The organism is Nocardia aurea (assembly GCF_003123685.1).
Classification (GTDB): domain Bacteria; phylum Actinomycetota; class Actinomycetes; order Mycobacteriales; family Mycobacteriaceae; genus Nocardia; species Nocardia aurea.
Window position 1 is genome coordinate 1 of sequence record NZ_QCYJ01000027.1, and the last position, 2,464, is coordinate 2,464.

The 2,464-nt window shown below is 73.1% G+C and carries 3 protein-coding genes; 1 reads left to right on the forward strand and 2 read right to left on the reverse strand.

Annotated elements, in window-relative coordinates; translation table 11 throughout:
- Window positions 1-628: VIT1/CCC1 transporter family protein (locus tag DAT37_RS10425; RefSeq protein ID WP_109524556.1), on the forward strand; the 628-nt coding region annotated here is incomplete at its 5' end.
- Between the two features lie 72 nt (window positions 629-700).
- Here the strand turns inward: DAT37_RS10425 and DAT37_RS10430 are convergent.
- Together DAT37_RS10430 and pgi are read right to left on the reverse strand one after the other, a co-directional pair.
- A complete protein-coding gene (locus tag DAT37_RS10430) occupies window positions 701-1,249 on the reverse strand; it encodes a cupin domain-containing protein (protein ID WP_109524557.1) in 549 nt (182 codons plus the stop codon).
- Window positions 1,250-1,399: 150 nt separating this feature from the next.
- On the reverse strand, window positions 1,400-2,464 hold a 1,065-nt coding region (gene pgi, locus DAT37_RS10435), incomplete at its 5' end, for a glucose-6-phosphate isomerase (protein ID WP_109524558.1).

Genomic DNA, 2,464 nt, shown 5'->3' on the forward strand with positions numbered 1-2,464 from the left:
GATGGACGGGCTGGTCTCCAACTTCGCGCTGATCGCCGGAGTGGTGGGCGCCGCGGGCGCCGGGCGCGGCGCCGTACTGGCCGGGTTCGCCGGTCTGGTGGCGGGCGCGTGCTCGATGGCCGCGGGCGAGTACACGTCGGTGAAGTCGCAGACCGAGCTGATGCGGGCCGAGATCGCCGTGGAACGCCGCGAACTGGCCCGCAACCCCGATGGCGAGCGCGACGAGCTGGCCGCCCTCTACCGCTCCCGCGGGCTCGACCCCGACCTCGCGCTCCGGGTCGCGGCCGGCCTGTCGGCGGACCCGGAGCAGGCGCTGCGCGTGCACGTGCGCGAGGAACTGGGCGTAGACCCGGACGACCTGCCCTCGCCGTACCTGGCCGCCGCGTCGTCGTTCGGCGCGTTCGCCGCGGGGGCGCTGGTGCCGCTGGCGCCGTTCCTGTTCGGGGCTTCGGGGCTGATGGTGGCGCTGGTGCTGAGCGTGCTGGCGCTGTTCGGCTTCGGCGCGGCGGTGGCGGTGATGACCGCCCGCCCGTGGTGGCTGGGCGGCCTGCGGCAGCTCGCGCTGGGCGTGGGCGCCGCCGCTGTCACATTCGGCCTCGGCCACCTGCTCGGCGTCACAGTCTCCTGACGCCCCGTTTCCGGGCCTCGTCCCCTCCGCCCTCGCGCGCCCGGCACGTTCCGACGGCCTGCGTCACAAGGGTCATGTCGCCCACCTCACGAGAACGCGTCCGCCGGGCATGACCTGCGACAGCTCCCACGTCCAGCTCCCCACCGTGACCATCTCGGCCGGGCGGTCGAGCGTGACGGGCGTGTCGCGCAGGGCGGAGGACGGGCCGAGGGGCAGGCCGCCCGCAGGGATGACCACGGTCGCCAGGGGTGTGCGCATGCTGGGGCCGTCGGGTTCGTCGAGGTCGCTGGCCACCCAGGCGGCGGTGCCGGCGAACCAGGAGATCACGAGCGCCCCACCGGGTGCCACGCCGGAGTGGCGCAGCGTGCCGGCGGGCAGCCAGGCGTGATGGCCGAGCTCGTACTGGACGCCCGAGACGCGCAGCTCCCCTTCGAGCAGCACGAACTCCTCCCCCGCCAGGTAGTGGCCGCGCTGCGGGCGCGTCCAGCCGGGCGGGAACCGGATGATCGACGCCGAGCAGCTCAGGCGCGCCTGCCGTACCGGAACGGTGGAGCCGGGGATCACGACGTCGCGGCCGGGAAGCCCGGCGTCGAGCAGATCGATCAGCCGCATCGTGCCCATGCCCACATGGTCGCCCCTGGGCGGGCCGGAGCACCACCATGCCCGGGTAGACCTGGACCCGGACCGAGCAGGCGAGAGACGGCCCGGCCGGTCAGGAACGGCCGGTCGGTCCCAGGCGGGTCAGGCCCGGGCGGGTCAGGCCCGGGCGGGTCAGGCGCGTCTGCCGCGGAGCTCGCGGTATCTGCGGACCAGCCACTCCGTGGACGGGTCGGCGAAGCCGGGTGGCGGCGGCTCGGCGGAGGTGAGGGCGGGCGCCAGGTCGAGGGCCATCTTCTTGCCCAGCTCGACGCCCCACTGGTCGAAGGGGTCGATGCCCCAGATGGTGGCCTCGACGAACACGATGTGCTCGTAGAGCGCGACGAGCTGGCCGAGCGTGGACGGGGTGAGCTTGGGCGCGAGGATCGTGGAGGTGGGCCGGTTGCCGGGCATGACCTTGTGCGGCGCGAGCTCGGCGGGCGTGCCCTCGGCGGCGATCTCCTCGGCGGTCTTGCCGAACGCGAGCGCCGCGGTCTGCGCGAACAGGTTGGCGGTGAGCAGGTCGTGCATGCCCTCACGGTCGTCGTGGGGCTGGGCGAAGCCGATGAAGTCGGCGGGCACCAGCCGCGTGCCCTGGTGGAGCAGCTGGTAGAAGGCGTGCTGGCCGTTGGTGCCCGGCTCGCCCCAGAAGATCTCGCCGGTGTCGGTGGTGACCGGGGTGCCGTCGGCCCGCGCGGACTTGCCGTTGGACTCCATGGTGAGCTGCTGGAGGTAGGCGGGGAAGCGGTGCAGCCGCTGGCTGTAGGGCAGCACGGCCCTGGTCTCCGCCCCGAAGAAGTCGTTGTACCAGATCCCGAGGAGGCCCATGATCACCGGCATGTTGGCGTGGAACGGGGCGGTGCGGAAGTGCTCGTCGACGGCGTGGAACCCGGCGAGCATCTCGCGGAACCGCTCGGGGCCGACGGCGATCATCAGGGAGAGTCCGATGGCGCCGTCGTAGGAGTAGCGCCCGCCGACCCAGTCCCAGAAGCCGAACATGTTGTCGGTGTCGATGCCGAACTCGGCGACCTTGGCGGCGTTGGTGGAGACGGCCACGAAGTGCTTGGCGACGGCGTCCTCGCCGAGCGCGCCGACCAGCCACTGGCGGGCGACCCTGGCGTTGGTCAGCGTCTCCAGCGTGGTGAACGTCTTGGAGCTGACCACGAACAGCGTGGTGGCGGGGTCGAGCCCGGCGAGCCG